Genomic DNA, 21275 nt, shown 5'->3' on the forward strand with positions numbered 1-21275 from the left:
GGAAGGACGTTTCCCATGTGCACCTACCTCACCGAGAAGTTCGCCGTGGAGGGCAGCGGCAAGAGCGCGACCGGCTGGCACAGCGTCAACGAAGCCACCGTCTACGTCGACCACCCGACGCACGCCCGGTTCGCCCACACCGTGAACATCGACTTCCGCAACCCGGCGATGGGCCCGGCCGCGCGCGTCGCGCTGGAACTGACCGAAGAGGACGCGCTCGCCCTCGCCGACGCGATCCACACCGCGCTGGCGTCGGCGCCGGCGGGGCTGGCCTCGCGCAACCAGTGAGCCGCACCGGCTGGCCCGGATTCACGCCCGGGCCAGCCGGTCAGGGCGTGTAGAGCGCGCCGAGGAACTCCAGCAGTAGCCGTTCCCGCAGCGGTTCCGCCGCTGTCGCCAGCAGTGCGTTGATCGGTGCCATCCGCTCGGGCAGGCCGGCGTCGCCGACGAGGCCGGCGGCGGCGAGCAGGCCCGCGAACTGCTCCGCCGTCAGGGTTTCCGGGTCCAGCGCCGCCACGAACGCGGCCACGTCCGGGTCCACCGACGTCGGGCCGGCTTCGCGCGCCGAGGCGACCGAGGCGGTCAGGTCCGCGAGGAACTCTGCCTCGCTGCCGTGGTTCGCGGCCGTGATCGTGAGGTGCAGGTTCAGCGGCGAGTCGCCGTGGGCGAACTGCGGCTGTACGTACCAGCCGCGGACCTTCATCTCGTCCGCGACCGTGAACAGGTCGAACCCGTCGTCGGCAGTGCCGGTCGTGGCGAAGGCGATCAGCGTCGAGTCCGGGTCGCCCAGGACCCGCAGGCCCGGCAGGGTCTCGACCCCCGCGCGGATCCGGGTCACGGCCTCGCGGGTCACCTCCGCGAGGCGCAGGTAGCCGTCCTCGCCGAGGTGGTTCACCACGGCCCACGCGGCCGCGAGCGGGCCGCCGGAGCGGGTGCTCTGCAGCGTCGGGTTCAGCATCGTGTAGCCCGGCCAGGCCGCGCTGGCGAAGTAGTGCGTGCGCCGCAGCTCGGCGTTCGCGTGCAGGAGCACCGAGACGCCCTTCGCACAGTAGGCGTACTTGTGCAGGTCCACCGAGATGCTCGTGACGCCCGGCACGCGGAAGTCGAACGGCGGCACGTCCGCGCCCAGCTTCGCGAAGTACGGCAGCACCCAGCCGCCGATGCACGCGTCCACGTGCATCCGCACACCGCGAGCGGCCGCGGCGGCCGCGATCTCCGGGATCGGGTCGACCACGCCGTGGGCGTAGGAAGGCGCGCTCGCCACGACGAGCACGGTGGACTCGTCGATTGCCGCCGCCATCGCGTCGGGCACCGCGCGGAAGGTCTTCGCGTCGACCGGCACCACGATCTTGCGCAACCCGAACAGGTGCGCGGCCTTGTGGAACGCCGCGTGCGCGGTGTCGGGCAGCACGATGCTCGGCGCGGTGATGTCCGGCCGCGCGTCCCGCGCGGCCAGCACCGCGAGCAGGCACGACTCGGTGCCGCCGGACGTCACCGTGCCGACCGTTTCCGCGGTTGCGCCCAGGAGCCCCGCCGCGCGCCCGACAAGGTCGTTCTCCAGGCGCAGCAGGCTCGGGAACGCCGTGGGGTCCAGGCCGTTGGCCGACGACGCGAGCGCGTGCGCGGCCGCCGCGATCTCGTCCACTTCGGACAGACCGCTGTCGTAGACGTAGGCGAGCGTGCGCCCGCCGTGCGTCGGCAGGTCGCCCGCGCGCAGCGCCCGCAGCTCGGCCAGGACGTCGGTCACCGCTGCGGCTCCACCGGCCGCGGCTCGAGCACCTTGCGGCGCAGCAGCGGGATCGCCAGCGCGATGAGCACCGCCGGCAACACCGAGGTGCCCACGGTGATGGCCGTGATCGCCGAGGACGGCTGCGCGGTCGTCGCGTCGGTGCTCGACACGTAGCCGCCGGCCTGCAGCACCAGCCCGAACAGGCCCGGGCCGAGCGCCAGACCCAGCGTCTCCGACGCCGTCCACACGCCGGCCGTGATGCCCGCGCGGGTCTCGCCGGTGCGTTCCTCTTCGGCACTGATGAGGTCGGGCAGGATCGCCAGCGGGAACACGGAGATCCCGGCGTACCCGATGCCCGACAGCGCGACGAACACCATCGTCACCGCGAACGGGATGTCCTTGGCGAACAGGATCCCGAGCAGGCCGACGGTGAACGAGACCGTCGCGATGCGGAAGCCGACGAGCTTGCCCCAACGGTGCCCCAGCCGCGGCCACAGCGGCATCGTGATCAGCGCCGGGCCGACGAAGCCCACGAACAGCACCGTGCGGTAGCTCGGGTCGCCCAGCACGTGCTCGGCGAAGTACGGGATCGCGGCGAGCACCGTGCCGATGCCCAGCGCCTGGATGAAGTACGAGCCCATCAGCCAGCAGAACGGGCGCCACTGCGCGATCGTGCGGATCAGCTGCTTGAAGCTCACGGCGTTGGGCCGCAGCGAACCGACGGGTGCGCCGCGCAGACCGAAGTAGACGCCCAGGGTGGCGAGCAGGATGATCACGGCCATCACAAGGCCCATGACCCGGTAGCCGGCCACGCCTTCGAGGATGTCGGTGATCGCCGGGGCGGCGCCGCCGGACACGAGGATCGCCACGGCCAGCACGCCGATACGCACGCTGGTGAGCTTCGTGCGTTCCTCGGCCGAGTCCGTGAGCTCGGCCGGCAGCGCGTTGAACGGTACCTGGAAGAACGCGTACGCGGTGGCACACAGGAAGAACACGATCACCACGTAGGTCGCGTCGATCGCCGGCTTGCCGAAGCCCGGGTGCGCGAACAACGCGAAAAACAGGATCGCGACGCCGACGCCGCCGCCCAGCAGGAACCGCCGCCGGCTGCCGGTCCGCACGAGGTCCGCGTCGGAAAGCCGGCCCGCGATCGGGTTGAACACCACGTCCCACGCCTTCGGCACGAACACGATCACGCCGGCCGCCGCGGCAGGCACGGCCATCGTGTCCGTGAGGTACGGCAGGAGCAACAGGCCCGGCACGGTGCCGAAAGATCCGGTGACGAACGAGCCGAGCGAGTAACGGAAACGCGTCCGGCGGGGCAGCGGCGCCAAGGGTCCTCCTCGAGGGCGGTCCGACGAACGCAATACCTAGTGGATCTTCGCCGTTCCCCGGTAGTGGTCGGAGGGAATCGTGCCACCGTCGTAATGCACCGCGAGTACCGGGCCGACCTCGCCCCGTGCCCTGCTCACGACAGGGCTTCGGCCACCTTCGCCAGCGACCCCGCGTCGCCGCGCAGCAGCAGCGTCGTGACCACAGTGTCCTCCCAGGCAGCGAGCTCCTCGCGGATCTTCGCGGCCGGGCCGACGAGCGAGGTGTCCTCCACGAGCGACGTCGGGATCGCGGCGACTGCCTCGTCCTTGCGCCCGGCGAGGTAGAGCTCCTGCACCTTGTCGGCCACCTCCTCGTAACCCAGGCGTGCGAACACGTCGTGGTGGAAGTTCACGGCCTTGGCGCCCATGCCGCCGATGTACAACGCGAGCGCCGGCTTGATCCAGCTCGCCGCCTCCTCCACGTCGTCGTGGACGATCACCGGCACCGACGCGGGCACCTCGAAGTCCTCGGGCTTGCGCCGGGCACCCGGCCGGGCGAACCCCTCGGCGAGCGCGGCCCGGTAGAACGCGTCGGCCTTGGGCGAGAAGAACAGCGGCAGCCAGCCGTCGCAGATCTCCGCCGACAGCGCGACGTTCTTGGGGCCCTCGGCCGCGAGGTAGATCGGGAGGTCGGCGCGCAGCGGGTGCACGGTCGGCTTGAGCGCCTTGCCCAGCCCCGCTCCCCCTTGCAGCGGCAGCTGGTAGAACTGCCCGTCGAGCGTCACGGGTGCCTCGCGCGCCAGCACCTGGCGGATGATCGCTACGTACTCGCGGGTGCGGGCCAGCGGCTTCGGGTACGGCTGGCCGTACCAGCCCTCCACCACCTGCGGGCCCGACGCACCGAGCCCGAGCACGAACCGGCCGCCGGAGAGGTGGTCGAGCGTCAGCGCCGTCATCGCGGTGGCGGTGGGCGTGCGCGCGGACATCTGCACGATGTTGGTGCCGAGCTTCACGCGGCTGGTCGACGCACCGGCCCACGCGAGCGGGGTGAACGCGTCGGAGCCGTAGGCCTCCGCCGACCACACCGAGTCGAACCCGAGGCGCTCGGCCTCGAGCACGGCCTCCAGCGCGCCCGGCGTCGGGCCGCTCCCCCAGTACCCGAGGTGGTAACCCAGCTTCATACGGCCCTCCGTGCTTCAGATGTTCGGCGAGTAGTGCTCCGGCTTGCCGCGTTCCCCCACGGGCGGCAGGTTCCTCCGTGGAGTCTCGACCACGGGCGCGCCCGCGGCCACCTCACCCCTTGCCCGGCGCCGGCCGGCGCGCGCCCGCGGGTGGTAGCGGCGGTCGTGCGGGACGAGGGAGAACACGGCGTTGATCGCGCGCCCGGCGAAGCGGTGCCGGCGTTCGTCGAGCGCAGTCCAGGTGAAGCCGAGTAGGTCGCGGATCTCCGGGTCGTAGAGCCCGACCGTGAGCCAGACGAACCGCTTCGCGATCACCGCCGAGACGGGCCGCCACAGCAGGTCGGGCAGCCACGCCAGGTTCGGCGGTTTCGCGATGCCGCGCAGATCCAGGACGTCGCGCGTGGCCTTGTTGTCTTCCAGGACCTCGGCGCACATGTGCTTCCAGTACCGCCGGAAGTCCTCCCAGGACTCGGGGACCGGCCGCATCGTCATGTCGTACATCCGCCACCAGCGCACGTGTTCGTCGAACAGCTTGCGCTTCTCCTCTTCGCCGATGCCGCCCATGAAGTGGTCGGCGATGAGGATCGTGCTGACGAAGAACGTGGAGTGGGCCCAGTAGAACGTGTCCGGGTCGAGCGCGTGGTAGCGGCGGCCTTTCGCGTCGACGCCCTTGATGCGGTCGTGGTACCCGCGCACCTCGAGCGCGGTCCGGTGGGCGAGCGGGCCGTCGTAGACCACGCCGCCGATCGGGTAGAGCGAGCGGAACAGCCGTTGCCAGCGTTCCTCGAAGAACCGCGAATGCTGCTCGACGCCGGCGCCCAGACCCGGGTGCATGTTCTGCATCGACCCGGCCCACAGGGCGATCAGCAGCCCCCGCCAGTCGCCGAAGTAGCGCCACGTGAGCGAGTCCGGTCCCAGCGGTTCGGGTTCCTCCCCCGGCATGGCGGCTCCTGCGGTCGGGTCGATGAACTGACTACGCCTGTTGTCAGGTTAGGATGTGACAACGGGCGTGGTCAACTACGGGAGTGGATATGCCGGGCCGCACGTGGGCGGGCACGACGCTGGACGATCGGAAAGCGGCACGGCGGGACCAGCTGGTCGCCGCGGGCCTCGACCTGCTCGGCACCGAGGGCTCCGCGGCCGTCAGCGTGCGCGCGGTCTGCCGCCAGGCCCACCTGACCGAGCGCTACTTCTACGAGAGCTTCGCCGACCGCGAGGAACTCGTCGCGGCCGTGTACGAGCACGTCGGCGAGCGGGCGCGCCAGGCTTTGGTCGACGCGATCGGCGACGCACCCGATCCGCGGCAGCGGGCGGAACGCGCGGTGCGGGCGTTCGTGGCCCTCCTGGTCGACGACCCGCGCCAGGGCCGGGTGCTGTTGCTGGCGCCACTGACCGATCCCGCACTGACTCGCCGCGGCCTGCACCTGTTGCCGGCGTTCGCGGCGCTCGTCGGCGAACAGCTCTCGCACGGCGACGAGACCGACCGGCAGCTGGTGTCGATCGGGCTGGTCGGGGCGCTGAGCAACGTATTCATCGCCTACCTCGACGGCACGCTGCGGGTGAGCCGCGAACGGCTCGTCGCGCACTGCGTCCGGCTGGTGCTCGGAGCGGACGAGTTCGATCACTGAGCTCACTGAGCTCACCCAGCTCATCGTGCCGAGGCTCGTTCCGCCCGCAGCCGCAACGCGATGTCGATGATCATGTCCTCCTGGCCGCCGACGTAGCGCTCCGCGCCGACGCGGTAGAGGATCTCGTGCGCCGGCACGCCGTAGCGTTGCGCCGCGCGCTCGGCGTGCAGCAGGAAACTCGAGTACACGCCGGCGAAGCCCTGCACGATCGACGAGCGGTCCATCACCGGCAGCCGGGTCAGGTACTTCTTCACGACGTTCTCGGCCGCGGCCATCAGCACGTCCTTGTCGACGCCGGTCGGAACGCCGAGGCGTTCGAACGTCGCCGCGAGCACCTCGGTCGGCGAGTTCCCCGCGCCCGCGCCGAGGGCGGCGAGGGAACCGTCGATCTGCCGCGCGCCGGCGCGGTAGGCGAGCACGGAGTTGGCGACGCCGAAGCTGAGGTTCTGGTGACCGTGGTAGCCGACCTGGGCGTCGTCGCCCAGCTCCGCGACGAGCGCGGCGACGCGATCGGCGGCTTCGTCGAGGATGAGCGCGCCGGCGGAATCGACCACGTAGACGCACTGGCAGCCGGCGTCGGCCATGATCCGCGCCTGCTTCGCGAGGTGCTCGGGCGCCGCCAGGTGCGCCAGCATCAGGAATCCCACGGTTTCCAGACCGAGGTCGCGGGCCGCGCCGAAGTGCTGCACGGAAACGTCGGCTTCGGTGCAGTGCGTGGCGATGCGGGCGGCGCCGGCGCCGAGGTCCGCGGCGACGCGCAGGTCGGTGACGGTGCCGAGCCCGGGCAGCAGGAGCACCGCGATCTTGGCGTCGTTCGCCTCGTCGACGGCGGCGGCGATCAGCTCGCGTTCGTCGGTGAGGGAGAAGCCGTAGGTGAAGGTCGAACCACCGAGCCCGTCGCCGTGGGTCACCTCGATGAGCGAGATCCCGGCGTCATCCAGCGCGCGCACGGTGTCGCGCACCTGGCGTTCGGTGAAGCGGTGGGCCATGGCGTGGCTGCCGTCGCGCAGGGTGGTGTCGACCAGTCGCACCGGCGCGTTCTTCGCCGGCTGCTTCCGGATGAGCGCGCTCATGCCGACACCAGCTCCGCGGCCACCAGGTCGCCGACGCGGGCCGCGGCGGCCGTCATGATGTCGAGGTTGCCGGCGTAGGTCGGCAGGTAGTCGCCGTTGCCCGCGACTTCGAGGAACACGCCGACGCGCGCGACGCCGTTCCACTCGGGACGCGGCGGGTCGAACTGCGGATCGGCTTTGAGCGTGTAGCCGGGCACGTACCGGCGGACCTCGGCGACCATGCGGTGGATCGAGTCGGTGATCGCCGCGAAGTCCGCTTCGGCGCCGACCGCGCAGAACACAGTGTCGCGCATGATCATGGGCGGGTCCATCGGGTTGATGACGATGATCGCCTTGCCCTTCGCGGCGCCGCCGACCTCTTCGAGGCCCCGCGCGGTTGTTTCGGTGAACTCGTCGATGTTCGCGCGCGTGCCCGGGCCCGCCGAGCGCGAGGACACGGACGCGACGATCTCCGCGTACGGCACCGGAGTCACGCGGGCGACGGCGTGCACAATGGGGATCGTCGCCTGGCCGCCGCAGGTGATGAGGTTGAGGTCCGGCACGTCGAGCCGCTCCGGCGGAGTCACCGCGGGGCAGGTGAACGGGCCGACGGCCGCGGGCGTCAGGTCGATCGAGCGGATGCCCGCTTCGGCGTAGCGCGGCGCGTGCGCGAGGTGCGCTTTCGCCGACGTCGCCTCGAAAACGAGCTGCGGAAGTTCGGCTTGGCGCAGGAGCCAGTCGACGCCGTCCGCCGAAGTCTCCAGGCCGAGTCGCGCCGCGCGGGCGAGCCCGTCGGACGCCGGGTCGACGCCGACCATGTACCGCACGTCGATCTTCTCGCTGCGCCGCAGCTTCGCCAGCAGGTCCATGCCGATGTTGCCGGGGCCGACGATCGCGGCCGTCACCTTGCGTTCCGCCATGTTTTCCGACGGTCCTCGCCGCGGCGGTGCACACTCAACCCGTGCGTACCACTGGACGGAACGGCGGCGAAGGCCTGGTCGCCTCGCGCGTCGCGGCGATCCTGGGTGCCTTCCGCCCGGGCGACGACACCGTCGGCGTGTCGGAGCTGGCGCGGCGGACGGGGCTGGCGAAGACGACCGTGCACCGCCTGACCCGCCACCTCTGCGACACCGGCCTGCTCGAACCCGACGGCACCGCGCTGCGGCTCGGGCTGCGGCTGTTCGAGATCGGCCAGCTCGCGATCCGGCGCCGTGGTCTGGTCGAGGCCGCCCGCCCGTCGCTGGCCGACCTGCGCGAGGCCACGCGCAACACCGTGCACCTCGCCGTGCTGGAGGGCACCGAGGTGGTCTACCTCGACGTGCTGCGTGGCCCGGACGCCCCCGATGTACCGTCCCGCATCGGCGGCCGCTTCCCGGCCCACGCCACCGGCGTCGGGAAGGCCATCCTCGCGTTCTCGCCGGAACCGTTGGTGGCGCGGGTGATCGACGCCGGTCTCCCCCGCATCAGCCGGCGCACCATCACCGCACCGGGATTGCTGCGCCGCCAGCTCGCGCGCATCCACGCCGAGGGCGTGGCGTTCGAACGAGAGGAGTCCGGCGTCGGAGTGGTCTGTGCCGCGAGTCCCCTGCTCGACGCCGCGGGCATGGCGGTCGCGGCGATCTCCATCACCGGCTGGGCGACCCGGATGCGCACGGAGCGTGTCGCCCCGGCGGTGCGCACGGTCGCGCTCGCGTTGTCCCGTTCGTTTGTCCAGACCTGAGCAGTCGGAAAAATTCCTGCCGCACAACGGGTTGCGTGAGGGTTAGGCCGTTCGGATGACGTCAGGGGCGGAGGTCTGGTCTCGTGATTCTCCGTAACTACGATCGTCCGGATGGCCCAGCAGAGCTGGGGGATCACGTTCCCGGGCCGGTCCCCCACGCCGATCTCCAGGATCCGCCGCGATCCCGTCGCGGCGGCCGGAACCCGGCTGCTGTCGCTCGATCTCGTGCTCGGTCTGCTCGCCCTCGCCGGTGGTCTGCGCGTGATCTACCTCGCGGCCACCACGCCCGCCCTGCCCGGAGAAGCCACGACCGTCGCCCGCGCCTACGCGCTCGGCCACCTCACGGCGTACGGCGGTACGACCACGGCCGGCGCCAGCCCGTTCGGGCAGCTGCAGCTCGCCGGGTACACGATGTTGTCCCACGCCTTCGACCGCGCGGCGACGCCGGTCGCCGCCGTGCGCGAGGCGATGATCGTCGCCACGGTGGTGACGACGGTGCTGGTGTGGCTGCTCGCCCGCCGGCTCGGCCTTCCGCGCTGGGCGGGCCTGGTCGCCGCCGTGCTGCTCGCCGTGTCGCCGCTGGCGATCGGGCTGCAGCACGTGGTGGTCGTCGAGCACCTCGCGGTGATGTGGGCACTGGCCGGGCTGTGTCTCGTCGCCGCACCTCTCCGTCCTTCTCACGCCGCCGGCGACCACAGTGGACCTGCGCGCCACGGCCTTGCCCAGGACCTGCTGGGCGCGGGGTGCCTGCTGGCCGCCGTGCTGACCTCACCACTCACGCTGCTGTTCCTGCCCGCCGCGGGCTGGCTGCTGCTGCGGCGTTCTCCAGTGCGGGCCGGGCTCGTCGCCGTGGTGGTGAACCTCGGCCTCGGCCTCGCCTTCGGGCCGCTGTCCGCGTGGTTACGCCCCGCTCTCGCCACCGGCGGCGAGCCGGCCCTGCCCAGGTGGCTGGTTTTCGATCCGGCCCTCACGGCGGTGTCGGCGCTCGCGTTGATCGCCGGCCTGTTCGTCGCGACGGTGCGCCCGCTCGCGGTGTCCGGCATCTTCGTGGCCGGTCTGCTCGCGGTCCCCGGATTGCCGGCCACCGCCGTGCTGGCCCTGCTGCTGCCCCTCACTCCGCTGGGCGCGGCCGGAGTGGCGCACGCCGTGGTTTCCGCGCACCACGAACCGGAGCACCGGCGCGCTCCCGCCCGGGCCGGCGTCGCCGTGGGCGTGGTGGTCCTGACCGCGGCGTTCGCGCTGAGCTGGACGTACGGGTTCACCGCGCTGCGCCCCGGGCCCGCGAGCCCGGACCCGGCGATCGAGGCCCGCACCTGGTTGCAGGCCAACGCGGAGGGCTCCCGCGTGCTCGTCGACGACGCCACCTGGACCACGCTCGCCGCGGGCGGCTGGCCGACCGGGCTGCTCGTCACGACGGCCGACGCGAACCCGCCACCGGACTGGGCTGCCCTCACCCCACGGGCGCTGGCCCAGTCCTCCACAGTGGACTCCCCCGACGCGGCCGCGGTGTTCGGCAGCGGCGCGGGACAGGTCACCGTCGCCCGGCTCGGGCCGCCCGTGCTCGTGCCGGACGAGAACGGCGAGAAGACCGCGCGGGCCCACGCGGGTGCCGCGCTCACCAGGTCCGGACGCGTGAACTGCGTGCCGGAAACACGTGCCGTGCTCGGCCGGGGCGATCTCGATCCCCGGCTGATCTCGACGCTGGCGGCGTTCGCGTCGCAGCAGCCGGTGCGGGTCGCGGCGTTCCCGCCCGTGCCCGGCGAGGACGCGGCGGGGCAGCCGCGCCGGCAGGTGCTCGTCACCGGCGCCGACGGCGCGGCCACCCGGTTCTACGCCGGGCAGCGCGCCGTGTTCCGCCCGGCCTCGGTCCTGCGGACGGCCGGCGGCGTGCTCGTCACCTACCCGCCGTTCGCCCCGCCCGGCCTGCTCACCTCCTTCACCGCACCCTGATCCTCCGAAAGGTCCCCTCCGATGCGCTTTCGAACCCTTTTGAGACCCACCGGTCTCCTCGCGGCCGCCGGGCTGCTGCTGCTCACGACCACTCCCGCCGCGGGAGCGGCCACCGGCCCCGGACCCGGCGTCGGCTGGATCCGCGTCGGGCACCTGTCGCCGGGTGTACCGCCGGTCGACATCTACTTCGCGCCGTTCGGGCAGCCCGAGAAGGTGGTGATCCGCAAGGCGGGCTACGGCGCCGTCACGCCGTACTCGTCGCTTGACCCGGGCCAGTACACGCTCTCGATGCGGCCCGCCGACGCCGCGCCGACGACCGTGCCCGCACTCAGCGCGACGATCTCCGTGGCACAGCAGACCGCCTACTCGCTGCTGGTGTTCGAGAACGGTCCGGACGGGACGCTGCACGGCGCCCTCGTGACCGACGATCTCACCGCGCCGGGCGCGGGCAAGGGCCGCGTGCGCGTGGTCGAGGGGTCGGCGACACCCGCGCCGGTGAGCGTCGGCGGGCCGGACGGCATGACGCTCGCCACGAACGCGGCCTACGGCGACACCACGCCGTACGCCGAAGTGCCGGAGGGCACCGTGCCCCTGCAGCTGACGAGCGGCAGTGTCAAGGCGAACGCCGACGTCCCCGTGGCGGCCGGTTCGTCGACCACGTTGCTCGTGACGCAGGACAACGGAACGCTGAAGGCGACCCCGATCTCCGACGGCGCCAACCTGCCGAACCCGCCGAAGCTCGGCGTCGAGACCGGGGGCGGCGGCACGGCGTCCGGCGGCGACCACTCCGAACCGTGGTTCGCGGGCGGCGTCGGGGTGTTCCTGCTCGTACTGGTGCTCACGCCGCTGGTCCGGCGGATTCGGGAAGGCCGTGCGCGCTGACCTGATCCGGGTGGGCTGCGCGGTCGCGCTGGTCTGCGCCGCGTGCACGCCCGCACCGTCCACAGTGGTCTCCGCGACGACGTCCGTCTCCCCTCCGGCGGCAACAGCCACCGAACCGGCCGGCAGCGTCGGGCCGCTGCCTCCCGCGGCGAGCGTGAGCCCGGTCCGCCTGACGATCCCGGCGATCGGGGTCGACGTGCGCGGGCTGGTCCCGCTCGCCCTCGGCCCGGCGCACGAGCTGCAGGCGCCGGAGAGCTTCGACGACATCGGCTGGTACGCCGCCGGCCCGGCACCTGGTGACCCCGGGCCGGCGGTCATCGCCGCCCACGTGGACTCCCGGTCCGGCCCGGCGCCGTTCTTCCGCCTGCGCGAGCTTCAGCCCGGAGACGAGGTCCGCGTCGAACGCTCCGACGGCGGCGCCGCCCGCTTCGTCGTCGATGCCGTGCAGCGCTACCCGAAGGACGCCTTCCCGACCGACGCCGTGTACGGCCCCGCCCCGGGTGCCGCGCTGCGCCTGATCACCTGCGGCGGCGCCTTCGACGCCGCCGCCCGGTCCTATCGCGACAACGTGGTGGTCTACGCCTCGACCCGCTGGATCTGACCTACTGGGCCGCCACACTCCGTTGCGCGAGCTCCTCCTCGAACCGCAGCACAGGCTCGTCGGCCAGCAGACCGCGGCGGGCCAGCGCCGGCCGCACGCCCTCGCCGAACCAGTACGCCTCCTCCAGGTGCGGGTAGCCGGACAGCACGAACTCCGAGACGCCCACCGCGTGGTACTCCTCGATGAGGTCGGCGATCTCCTCGTGGCTGCCGACCAGCGCGGTGCCCGCGCCGCCGCGTACGAGGCCGATGCCGGCCCACAGGTGCGGGTGGATCTCGAGCCCGCGCGCACCCGCGTCGAGGCGGCCGCCGTGCAGCGCGACCATGCGGCGCTGGCCCTCCGACTCGCTGGCGGCGAGCTGGGCCTGTGCCTGCGCGACCTGCGCGGGGTCGAGAGCGTCGAGCAGGCGCTGCGCTTCGGCCCACGCCTCGGCCGACGTGTCGCGCGCGATGGTGTGCAGGCGGACGCCGAACCGGACGGTTCGCCCTTCGGCCGCGGCCAGCGCGCGCACCTTCCCGATCTTCTCCGCGACTTGCGTGGGCGGCTCGCCCCACGTCAGGTAGACGTCGGCGTGGCGCGCGGCCACCGGCAGCGCGGCGGGCGACGAGCCGCCGAAGTACAGCGGTGGCACCGGATCGGGCGCGGCCAGCGTCGTCGCACCCGCGACCTCCAGGTGCTCGCCGGAGAAGTCGAACGGGCGGCCCGACCACACGCCGCGCACGATCGTGAGGAACTCGTCGGTGCGGGCGTAGCGGGCGTCGTGGTCGTGCCAGTCGCCGAAGCGGCGCTGCTCCACCGCGTCGCCGCCGGTCACGATGTTGAGCAGCACCCTTCCCGACGACAAGCGCTGGAAGGTGCCCGCCATCTGCGCCGCCAGCGTCGGCGAGATGACGCCGGGCCGGAACGCGACGAGGAACTTAAGCCGGCGCGTCTCGCGGATCAGCGCGGCCGTGGTGAGCCACGCGTCCTCGCACCACGTGCCGGTGGGCGTGAGCACGCCCTCGAACCCGAGCTGCTCGGCCGCCCGCGCGATCTGGGCGAGGTAGTCGACATCCGCCGGTCGCTGCGCGGTTCGGCCCAGGGACTTGTTGGCGTGGAAGCGTTCCACGATCGTGCGACCGTCGCCGCTGGTCGGCAGGAACCAGTGCAGTTTCAGGCTCATCCGTTGCTCCTCACGGCTTCGATATCGGGCCCGTAGCGGCGGTCGGCGAACGCCGCGAAATCGACCTTGCCGGGCAGGGTGCCGTCTTCGGTGAAGGCGTCGGCGAGCCGCTGCTCCGACGCGACGACCGAGTCGTCGAGCGGGATCGGCTCGTCGCGCCCGGCGGACACGGCCTTCTGCGCCACGGCGGGCTCCAGGCCTGTCTCGGCGGCCCACGCCTTCGCCCACGCGTCGCGGTGGGTGTTCGCCCACAGCTGCGCCTTGACCACGCGCTTCACGAAGTCCTGGATGGCGGAGTTGCGTCCCGGATCGGCGAGTGCGGCGGTGCTCGCGGTCTCGAACGCGAGGCCGTTGGAGCTGCCGCGTCCGTCGGAAAGCACGCGGGCGTGCGCGTCGAGCTGCGCCTGGGCCGTGTAGGGGTCCCAGATCGCCCACGCGTCCACCTGGTGCTGGGTGAACGCCGCGTATGCCTCCGACGGCTGAAGGAACGACAGCTTCACGTCCTTCGTGGACATTCCCGCCCGCTTGAGCGTGTTCAGCAGCTGCCCGTGGGCGGAGCTGCCCTTCGACACCGCGATCGTCTTGCCCCGCAAGGAAGCCACGTCCTTCAGCTGCGAGTCCGGCGGCACCAGGATGGCCTCGCGCTCGACGTTGCTCTTCGCGACGCTGACCACCGAGATCTTCGCTTTCGCCGCGGCCGCGAAGAGGGGCGGGGTGTTGCCGACGCGGCCGACGTCGATCGCACCGGCCGAGGCCGCCTCCAGCAGCGGCGGGCCGGAGGTGAACGTGGACCACTCGATGCGGTATGGCACGTCGGACAGCAGGTTCGCCGCCGTGAGCAGCGACTTCACGCCGCCCTTCTGGTCTCCGACGCGCAGCGTCACCTTCGCCAGGTCGGCCGCCGAGACGGGGGCGGGCACGGGCGCGGGTCCGGTCGCCGCCCCGGAGGACGAGCAGGCGGTGAGCCCGCCGAGCGCTACGGCCACGGCCAGCGCGAGTGCGGTTTTGCGGGCGGGGTTACGCAGGTGCACCTTCGGTCACTCCCAGGTCGGCCAGCACGCGTGAGCGCACGTCGGCGTGGTCGGTGGCCGTCCTCGGCCGCGGGTGGCCGAGGACGTGTTCGGAGACGATGCGGCCCTCGTCGAGGACCAGCACGCGGTCGGCGAGCAGCAGTGCCTCGTCGACGTCGTGGGTCACGAGCAGCACCGCGGGTTCGTGCGTGCGCCACAGCCGTTCGACGAGCCGGTGCATCGCGAGGCGGGTCAGCGCGTCGAGCGCGCCGAACGGTTCGTCGAGCAGCAGCAGGTCCGGCTCGCGCACGAGCGCGCGGGCGAGCGAAACCCGTTGTGCCTCACCGCCGGACAGCGTCAGCGGCCAGTCGTCCTCGTGCCCGGACAGCCTTACTTCTTCCAGTGCCTGCTCGGCGACGCGGCGGTCGCGCGAGCGGTTCTCACCGTCGCGGCGCAGGCCGAGCACGACGTTGCGCCAGACCTTGCGCCACGGCAGCAGGCGCGGCTGCTGGAACGCGACCGACACGGTGCCCTCGACGCGCGCGGTGCCGTCGATTTCCGTGTCGAGCCCGGCAAGAACGCGCAGCAGCGTCGACTTGCCCGAGCCGCTGCGGCCGAGCAGCGCGACGAACTCGCCGCGACCGATCTCGAGCTCGAGTCCGTCGAGGACAGTGCGCTCGCCGAACCGTTTCGTCAGGTCGCGCACCGCGACCACCGGCGTCACGGGACCAGCCATCGCAGCGCCCTCCGTTCCAGAACCCGCACCAGCGCGTCGGTCGCGAGGCCGAGGATCGCGTAGACGATCAGGCCGACCACTACGACATCCGTGCGCAGGAACTCACGGGCGTTGTTGATCAGGTAGCCCAGGCCGGCGTCGGCGTTCACGGTTTCGCCGACGATCAGCGCCAGCCACGCGAGCCCGAGCGACTGCCGCAGCCCGACCAGCGCCTGCGGCAGCGCGCCGGGCAGGATCACGTGCCACAGCCGTTCGCCCCGCGTGAATCCCAGTGCGCGCGTGGCTTCGACCAGCCGGGCGTCGGCCGTGCGGATTCCCGAGTGGACATTCAGGTAGAGCGGGAACGCGACCCCGAGGGCCACGAGCACGATCTTTGTCTCCTCGCCGATCCCGAACCACAGGATGAACAACGGGATCAGTCCGAGGAACGGCAGTGTCCGCAGCATCTGCACGGGCGGGTCGACCAGCGCCTCGCCCCACCGCGACAGCCCTGCGACGATCCCGAGCAGCACGCCGGCGACGGCGCCGATCGCGAACCCCGCCCCGACCCGGCCGAGCGAAACGACGAACGCGTTGCCCAGTTCACCGGTGCGGGCGAGGTCGAACGCGCTGGTCAGCACCGTCCACGGGGCGCTGAGCTTCTCAGGCGGCAGCACGCCGGTGGAGCTCGCGAGCTGCCACGCGACCACGAGCACGACCGGGCTGATCCAGCGGCGGAGGGAAACTCGGCGCCGGGACGGCCGTTGCGCGGGCCTCGGCGGCCCGGTGGCTTCGGATTTTCGGGCGCGCGTCAGCACACCCGTGGTGGAAATCGACACGGATTTCTCCCGGGTACGGGTTTTGCTACAGGGAAAGGGGAACTGCTCAGCGCGGACGGCAGATCGCGCTCGCCTGCTGCCGGAGGTCGACGTGCAGGCGGCTCACGAGCAGCGCGCCGAGGTTCATGCCCCGAGCTTCACCCGATCCGGCGGACCGCGTCAACAAAGCCCGCGCCGGCTCCCAGGCACTGGAACCGGTGCGGCGCTTGTTCCGCTTGTGGGCGCTCAGAAAGGCACGGGAGATCCGAGGAGTGGGACGGCGTCAGGCGCCGAACATCCGGTGCCACTCGTCGAGCGAACGCGGCCGGAACACGAAGTTCGTGTCCTTCACGTGCGACAGCGCGGCCGACGGCTCGGCCGAGTACTGGTGGCCCGGGTAGACGACGGGGTCGCCGGGCAGCGTCGCGAGCCACTGGAGGCTGCGGTAGATCGCGTCGGCGTCGCCGCCGGGGAAGTCGGTGCGGCCGCAGCCCTCGAGGAACAGCGTGTCGCCCGAGACGAGCCGGTCGCCGACGAGGAAGCACTGGCTGCCCGGCGTGTGGCCGGGCGTGTGCAGGAGCCGGATGTCGATCGCGCCGACGCTGAGCACGTCGTCGTGGTCGTGCACGCGCAGGTCCGTGTCGGACACGCCGGTGACGCGGCGGACCCACTCGGTCTCTTCGGTGTTGACGTGGATCGGTACTTGCTGGATCGCGAGCAGCTCGGCGATGCCGGGCAGCGAGAAGCCCATCATGTCGCCGCCGACGTGGTCGGGGTGGTGATGCGTGGCGAGCACGCCGACCAGGCGCATGCCATCGTCGCGGAGCACCTGCACCAGGTCGCCCACCGCGTAGGCCGGATCGACGATCACGGCCTCACCCGACTCGCGATCGCCGATCAGGTAGGCGAAGTTGACCATCTGCGTCGCGACCGGGTCCCCGACCGCGAAATCCCGGCCGGCGAGCAGTTGGCGGAAGTACAGCTGGTCTGCCATGCGGGCAGCCTATCGGCTCACTCCCCCACGTCTCCGTCCGCCAGCTCGCGCAGCGCGTCGAGGTGGCCGACGTGGCGGGCGGTCTCCTGCACGACGTGGGCCAGTACCCACCGCACGGTGAACTCCCCGCCGCGGCGCGTCCGCTCCTCGGGCGTGAGACCCGCGAGCGCGACAGCCGTCCGCTCCCACTCGGCGCGGTAGGCGGCGACCATCGACGCCAGGTCGTCGCCGGTGGCCAGGTCCCAGCTCGGGTCCGGCGAACCCGGCCACAACGACGGCGCGTCGGAGCCACCGGCCTCGATCGAGAGCCACCACCGTTCGACGGCCGTCAGGTGCTTCACCACCCCGAGCGCACTCATCCGCGGCGAGCTCGGCAACGGCGTCGCGACCGCTTGCTCCCGGGTGAGGCCCGCGACCTTGTTCACCGCGGTCGCCCTCAGGAACCCGAGGAACCGCAGCTGGACGGTCATTTCGTCGCCGCTCAGCGGGTCGGGCCAGGCACGCTCGACCTTCGAACTAGTGTTCGACATGGCTGCGGAGTCTACAACGCGGGCCAGGTCACCGACGAACGTGCACGAGGCCGGTGTTTCGTCGCAGCTGTGGGCGCCTGTTGTCACCCACGCCGACCCCCGGTCCACATCACGGATGCGCCTTGCGCCCGCGCCGAACAGGCTGTTGCCCACTTCACCGCGTCCGTCGACAGCTGGGGCCGGGCCGACGCACCCGAACCGCAGGCCTTGGTACTGGCCGACCTCGGTGACCCAGACGCCGCGACCGCGCGTCTGTGCGCCGAGATCGCGGTAACCGAACGGTCGGCCCGGCGTGCGCCACGTCGGTGACGTGGGAGTGCGCTGCCGATCCTTTTCGCCGGTTGAGGTCGGACCCCGCGGTGGTGAGAAGTTTGTTCACCCCTGGTTTTTCAACGGTGCTCAGTCGAGCGACCTCGGCCCTGAGGACGTGCTCGTCGCCGTCCGGTTCCCGCTGCCGCGTGCGGGGGAAGGCTTCGGGTTCGCCGAGGTCGCCCGGCGCCACGGCGACTTGGCGCTCGCCGGCGTCGCGATCCGGGTCCGGGTGTCCGGCGGGCAGGTGGAGGAGGCCGTGCTGACGGCCTTCGGTGTGTCCGACCGGGCAGTCACTCGCGATGTCACCGCGATGGTGTGTGAAGCCGGAGGCGACGCGGACGCCCTCGCCGATCCGGTGGCGGCGCCCGCCGGCGAGCTCGTCGACACCGCCGGGGACTCGCACGGCTCGCCCGCCCACCGGCGCCGGCTGCGGTCCGCACTGGGTGCGCGGGGCCCGGCGCACGCGTACCGTTTCGCCACGAGGGGAAAGCGGTGATGACGCTTCCTCGCCCGGTCCTGGCGCGGAGCTCACCAAGCACCTCGGCGACGACCGCTACCGCGGCCGGGCGCGGGTGGCCGTCGGCTCGATCCGGCTCTCGTTCGCCGGCGCACACAGGTTCCGCGTCGTCGGCCCAGGGCGAGGACGCCGGCGGCCGGACGCAGGCCGGCATCGTGCTGGTCGCCGAGGAACCGGCCAGACGGGGCGCGGCTGCGGGCCATCACTGCCTTTACCTCACCGGGCGGATCGCCCAGTTCGGCCGGGCATTCGCCGGCGACGTCGGCCGGCGGATGTTCGAGCAGTTCGCGGGTGGCGGTGGAGAAGACCGCGGTTCCGCGGGGCACCCGCCGCCCCGCCGGAGCCCCGAGCGCCATCGTCCTGGTGGCAGGCACGCTCCGTTCGCGAGCGCGCAATTGGTGGCGGCGCATCCGCGGCCGTCGTTCCGGCAGGACTCACAACACGTGATGAGGGGAACTCAACGGTGAGCTCGACTTCGACGATCGACACCTCGGCTATGGACCGAGTGCTACGAGACGCGGTCGGCGCTGGGCACGCGCCCAACGTCGTCGCCGTCGCGGCGGATCGTGACGGCATCATCTACGAAGGCGCGGCCGGACCCCGTGCCGCGGGGGCGCCGGAGCCGGTCTCGGCCGACTCGCACTTCCGGATCATGTCCATGACCAAGATGGTGGGCACCGTGGCCGCGCTGCAGCTGCGCGACCGCGGCGAGCTCGAGTTCGACGCCCCCATCGACACCTACCGGCCCGAGTTCGCCGATATCCAGGTAATGGAGGGCTTCGACGGCGAAAACCCGGTGCTGCGCCCGCCCGCGAGCCGTGCGACTGTCGCACAGCTGGTGACGCACACGAGCGGCCTGAGCTACTGGTTCTGGAACGCCGACATCCTCAAGTGGGAGCAGGCCACCGGCACACCGAACGTGCTGGCCGGCAAGACCGTGATCTTCGACGCGCCGATGGTGGCCGACCCGGGCACGACATTCGAGTACGGCATCAACACCGACTGGCTCGGCCGGGTCGTCGAGGCCGCGTCCGGCAAGTCGCTCGACGTCTACCTCAAGGAGAACATCACCGGCCCGCTCGGCATGGCGGAGACGACGTTCGTCCCGAGCGCCGAGCAGCGGGCCAACCTGGTGCCCGTCCACGTGCAGGATAAGGACGGCACCTGGGCGGTCACGGAGATCGACCTGCCGACCGAGCCCGAGTACTACACCGCCGGCCACGGGCTCTACTCCACGCCGCGCGACTACCTGAAGTTCCAGCGCATGTTGCTCGGCGGCGGCACGCTCGACGGGGTCGAGGTGCTTCGGAAGTCCACTGTGGACGAGGCGTTCACCAATCAGGTGGGCGAGATCGAGTTCCCGGCGCACATCCCGACCGCGGACCCGGCGACGACGCACGACCTCGACCTCGGCCCGGGCCTCAAGTGGGGCTGGGGCCTGGTGCTCACCACGGCGCAGCAGCCGGGCATGCGCGCACCCGGCAGCGGTGCGTGGGCAGGACTGTGCAACACGCACTTCTGGGTCGACCCGGCCAGCGGCGTCACCGGCGCGATCTACTCGCAGTCGTTGCCGTTCGTCCCGCCGGGGCAGCTCCAGATGTACGCGGATTTCGAGCGGGCGCTCTACGCCTCGCTCTGAACCCGGCGAGAACCGTGAAGGGCGCTCTTCCCGTTGCGGGGTAGCGCCCTTCACGGCGTTTCACGCAGTCACATCAGCTCGTCGCCGGTCAGCGGATCGGGCCAGGCACGCTCTACCTTCGAACTCGTGTTCGACGTGATGGGAACCCTGCAACGCGGGTCATGCCATGCTGGCACCATGACCGGCAACGACGAGGACCTTCCGGTGTTGCTCGTCGACGGATCCCGTTTTTCCGACTTCGCGGGCTTCGTCCGCGAGTTTTCGCGCCTGCTCGACGGCTACCGCTGGCGTGGGAGCCTGGACGCCTTCAACGACGTGCTCCGGGGCGGCTTCGGCACCCCGGACCGCGGCTGGGTCCTGCGCTGGCTCGACTCGGACGTGTCTCGCCGCGCGCTCGGATACGAGGCGACAGTCCACTGGCTGGAAGAGAATCTCCTGGTCTGCCACCCGGGCAACCGCTCCGCCGTCGCCGCCAGGATCGCCGCCGCGCAACGCGGTGAGGGCCCGACCCTGTTCGACGCGATCGTCGACATCATCCGCATCCACGGCCCCGGTGGTCGAGAATCCGAGGACGGCATCCTGCTGGAACTGGCCTGACCGGCGCTGTCCGAACCGGACCGCACACCCGCCGGGTGAACAGCCTGACCTCCGCTCGATCGCCCGGAATAGGGTGACGGTCATGGTGTGGGGACTGCTGTGTGCGCTGCTCTCGGCCGTGGCGTACGGCGTCGCTTCGGTGATGCAGGCCGTGGCGGCGAAGGCGACGCCCGACGCGGGCGCGGGAGTCGACCCGCGGTTGCTGCTGCGGGTGCTGCGGCAGTGGAAGTACGTGGCGGGCCTGGGGCTGGACGTGCTCGGGTTCGTCGCGCAGATCGCCGCCCTGCACGTGTTGCCGTTGTTCGTCGTGCAGGCCACGCAGGCGGCGAGCCTGGCGGTGACGGCCGTGGCCGCTCGGGTGTTCGGCGTGCGGCTCGGGGCGCGCGAGTGGGCGGCCGTGGTCGTGGTCTGCGCGGGGCTCGCGCTGCTGGGTTCGTCGGCGCAGAGCGAAGGTTCGGACCAGGTGGGCCTGGGCTTCCGGCTGGCGCTCGCGGGCGCCGTGGTCGTGCTCGGGCTGGCCGGGATCGCGGCGGGCAAGGCCGGGCGCCGCGTCCGGACGCCGGCGCTGGGCCTGATCGCGGGCCTGTGCTTCGGGCTCGTCGCCGTGGCCGGCCGGATCATCCCGAGCCTCGCCCCGCTCGACCTGCTGACCGACCCCGCGCTCTACATCGTCGCCGTCTCTGGCGGCATGGCGATGCTGTTCTACGCCACGGCGTTGCAGCGCGGCAGCGTGACCACGTCGACCGCGATGATGGTGCTCGGCGAGACAGTGCTGCCCTCGCTCATCGGCGTCGTGTTGCTCGGCGACCGCACGCGGCCCGGCTTCGTGATCGTGGCCGTCGCCGGGTTCGTGCTCGCGGTCACCGCGGCGCTCGCCCTCGCCCGGTTCGGCGAGCCGGCGCCGATCGAGCAGCCCGTCTGAGGA

At 72.0% G+C, this 21275-nt stretch carries 22 protein-coding genes; 10 read left to right on the top strand and 12 right to left on the bottom strand.

The annotated features are described in order from the left end of the window. Window positions 1-15 precede the first annotated feature (15 nt). Window positions 16-288, top strand: a complete 273-nt coding sequence (locus K1T34_RS45785; RefSeq protein ID WP_220240918.1) for a DUF6295 family protein — start codon at window positions 16-18, stop codon at window positions 286-288. Between the two features lie 40 nt (window positions 289-328). Here K1T34_RS45785 and K1T34_RS45790 read toward each other — a convergent pair whose 3' ends face one another. The 4 genes from K1T34_RS45790 to K1T34_RS45805 form a co-directional block, all read right to left on the bottom strand. Continuing rightward, window positions 329-1747 carry an aminotransferase class V-fold PLP-dependent enzyme gene (locus K1T34_RS45790; protein WP_220240920.1) on the bottom strand — a complete coding sequence of 473 codons (1419 nt, stop codon included), beginning with the start codon at window positions 1745-1747 and terminating at the stop codon, window positions 329-331. Beyond that, complete coding sequence (locus tag K1T34_RS45795; protein WP_220240922.1) at window positions 1744-3063, bottom strand: MFS transporter; 1320 nt, start codon at window positions 3061-3063, stop codon at window positions 1744-1746. The genes K1T34_RS45790 and K1T34_RS45795 overlap by 4 nt, the downstream gene beginning before the upstream one ends. A gap of 134 nt (window positions 3064-3197) precedes the next feature. Continuing rightward, a complete protein-coding gene (locus K1T34_RS45800; protein WP_220240924.1) occupies window positions 3198-4223 on the bottom strand; it encodes an LLM class F420-dependent oxidoreductase in 1026 nt (341 codons plus the stop codon). Between the two features lie 15 nt (window positions 4224-4238). Continuing rightward, entirely contained in the window at window positions 4239-5165 is a 927-nt protein-coding gene (locus K1T34_RS45805; protein WP_220240926.1) for an oxygenase MpaB family protein, read from the bottom strand. Window positions 5166-5254: 89 nt separating this feature from the next. Between K1T34_RS45805 and K1T34_RS45810 the strand changes: the two genes are divergently transcribed. Further along, window positions 5255-5851, top strand: coding sequence for a TetR/AcrR family transcriptional regulator (locus tag K1T34_RS45810; protein WP_220240928.1), 597 nt, complete (start codon window positions 5255-5257; stop codon window positions 5849-5851). 20 nt (window positions 5852-5871) lie between these two features. On the opposite strand, the gene dmpG is transcribed toward K1T34_RS45810, so the two are convergent. Together dmpG and K1T34_RS45820 are read right to left on the bottom strand one after the other, a co-directional pair. After that, entirely contained in the window at window positions 5872-6924 is a 1053-nt protein-coding gene (dmpG, locus tag K1T34_RS45815) for a 4-hydroxy-2-oxovalerate aldolase (RefSeq protein WP_220240930.1), read from the bottom strand. Further along, entirely contained in the window at window positions 6921-7823 is a 903-nt protein-coding gene (locus K1T34_RS45820; protein ID WP_220240932.1) for an acetaldehyde dehydrogenase (acetylating), read from the bottom strand. The genes dmpG and K1T34_RS45820 overlap by 4 nt, the downstream gene beginning before the upstream one ends. A 41-nt stretch (window positions 7824-7864) precedes the next feature. On the opposite strand from K1T34_RS45820, the gene K1T34_RS45825 reads away from it, so the two are divergent. From K1T34_RS45825 to K1T34_RS45840, 4 genes are all read left to right on the top strand, one after another. Continuing rightward, a complete protein-coding gene (locus tag K1T34_RS45825) occupies window positions 7865-8623 on the top strand; it encodes an IclR family transcriptional regulator (RefSeq protein ID WP_220240934.1) in 759 nt (252 codons plus the stop codon). A 111-nt stretch (window positions 8624-8734) separates the two neighbouring features. After that, a complete protein-coding gene (locus K1T34_RS45830; RefSeq protein WP_220240936.1) occupies window positions 8735-10573 on the top strand; it encodes a phospholipid carrier-dependent glycosyltransferase in 1839 nt (612 codons plus the stop codon). Window positions 10574-10594: 21 nt separating this feature from the next. Then, window positions 10595-11455 carry a DUF4397 domain-containing protein gene (locus K1T34_RS45835; protein ID WP_220240938.1) on the top strand — a complete coding sequence of 287 codons (861 nt, stop codon included), beginning with the start codon at window positions 10595-10597 and terminating at the stop codon, window positions 11453-11455. Further along, window positions 11445-12056, top strand: coding sequence for a class F sortase (locus K1T34_RS45840; RefSeq protein ID WP_255638044.1), 612 nt, complete (start codon window positions 11445-11447; stop codon window positions 12054-12056). Before K1T34_RS45835 ends, K1T34_RS45840 begins: the two co-directional genes overlap by 11 nt. A gap of 1 nt (window position 12057) precedes the next feature. On the opposite strand, the gene K1T34_RS45845 is transcribed toward K1T34_RS45840, so the two are convergent. The 6 genes from K1T34_RS45845 to K1T34_RS45870 all read right to left on the bottom strand — a co-directional run bounded on the left by K1T34_RS45845 (window position 12058) and on the right by K1T34_RS45870 (window position 17285). Continuing rightward, window positions 12058-13218 carry an LLM class flavin-dependent oxidoreductase gene (locus K1T34_RS45845; RefSeq protein ID WP_220240940.1) on the bottom strand — a complete coding sequence of 387 codons (1161 nt, stop codon included), beginning with the start codon at window positions 13216-13218 and terminating at the stop codon, window positions 12058-12060. After that, window positions 13215-14249 carry an ABC transporter substrate-binding protein gene (locus K1T34_RS45850; RefSeq protein WP_370643549.1) on the bottom strand — a complete coding sequence of 345 codons (1035 nt, stop codon included), beginning with the start codon at window positions 14247-14249 and terminating at the stop codon, window positions 13215-13217. Before K1T34_RS45850 ends, K1T34_RS45845 begins: the two co-directional genes overlap by 4 nt. Beyond that, the gene (locus tag K1T34_RS45855; protein WP_220240942.1) at window positions 14236-14964 is read right to left on the bottom strand and encodes an ABC transporter ATP-binding protein; all 729 of its coding nucleotides are present in this window, start codon (window positions 14962-14964) and stop codon (window positions 14236-14238) included. Before K1T34_RS45855 ends, K1T34_RS45850 begins: the two co-directional genes overlap by 14 nt. Further along, entirely contained in the window at window positions 14949-15782 is an 834-nt protein-coding gene (locus K1T34_RS45860) for an ABC transporter permease (RefSeq protein WP_220240944.1), read from the bottom strand. Before K1T34_RS45860 ends, K1T34_RS45855 begins: the two co-directional genes overlap by 16 nt. A 262-nt stretch (window positions 15783-16044) precedes the next feature. Next, a complete protein-coding gene (locus K1T34_RS45865; protein WP_220240946.1) occupies window positions 16045-16755 on the bottom strand; it encodes an MBL fold metallo-hydrolase in 711 nt (236 codons plus the stop codon). 17 nt (window positions 16756-16772) lie between these two features. Then, entirely contained in the window at window positions 16773-17285 is a 513-nt protein-coding gene (locus tag K1T34_RS45870; protein ID WP_220240947.1) for a DinB family protein, read from the bottom strand. 427 nt (window positions 17286-17712) lie between these two features. On the opposite strand from K1T34_RS45870, the gene K1T34_RS45875 reads away from it, so the two are divergent. From K1T34_RS45875 to K1T34_RS45890, 4 genes are all read left to right on the top strand, one after another. Next, entirely contained in the window at window positions 17713-18093 is a 381-nt protein-coding gene (locus K1T34_RS45875; protein WP_255638045.1) for a hypothetical protein, read from the top strand. Between the two features lie 484 nt (window positions 18094-18577). After that, entirely contained in the window at window positions 18578-19753 is a 1176-nt protein-coding gene (locus tag K1T34_RS45880) for a serine hydrolase (RefSeq protein ID WP_255638046.1), read from the top strand. Window positions 19754-19930: 177 nt separating this feature from the next. Beyond that, window positions 19931-20350: a barnase inhibitor gene (locus K1T34_RS45885; RefSeq protein ID WP_220240949.1), complete on the top strand. Its 420-nt coding sequence runs from the start codon at window positions 19931-19933 to the stop codon at window positions 20348-20350. A gap of 82 nt (window positions 20351-20432) precedes the next feature. Continuing rightward, window positions 20433-21272, top strand: a complete 840-nt coding sequence (locus tag K1T34_RS45890) for a DMT family transporter (RefSeq protein WP_220240950.1) — start codon at window positions 20433-20435, stop codon at window positions 21270-21272. Window positions 21273-21275: the final 3 nt, after the last annotated feature.

The organism is Amycolatopsis sp. DSM 110486, assembly GCF_019468465.1.
Taxonomy (GTDB): domain Bacteria; phylum Actinomycetota; class Actinomycetes; order Mycobacteriales; family Pseudonocardiaceae; genus Amycolatopsis.